Origin of the sequence: Tetzosporium hominis (assembly GCF_002265435.1) — a bacterium.
GTDB classification, from domain to species: domain Bacteria; phylum Bacillota; class Bacilli; order Bacillales_A; family Planococcaceae; genus Chryseomicrobium; species Chryseomicrobium hominis.
In genome coordinates this window covers 1-275 of the sequence record NZ_NOKQ01000126.1, presented here as the reverse complement: position 1 = coordinate 275, position 275 = coordinate 1, and the positions used below count along the sequence as shown (strand labels likewise).

General features: G+C 53.5%; 1 pseudogene. It reads left to right on the top strand.

Annotated features, from left to right (window positions below):
• Positions 1-275: pseudogene (locus CF394_RS00685) on the top strand (IS3 family transposase); the annotation flags it as partial.

The following is a 275-nucleotide window of genomic DNA, read 5'->3' as shown; positions in this document are numbered from 1 at the left end:
AAATATTAAAAAAGGCTACCGCGCTCTTGATGTCAGACTCCCTGAACAGTTCTCGATAATCGGGAAACTCAGGGCGCGTTATCCTGTGGCCACTCTCTGCCATGTGTTCGGGGTCCATCGCAGCAGCTACAAATACTGGAAAAACCGTCCTGAAAAGCCAGACGGCAGACGGGCTGTATTACGCAGCCAGGTACTTGAACTGCATGGCATCAGCCACGGCTCTGCCGGAGCAAGAAGCATCGCCACAATGGCAACCCAGAGAGGCTACCAGATGG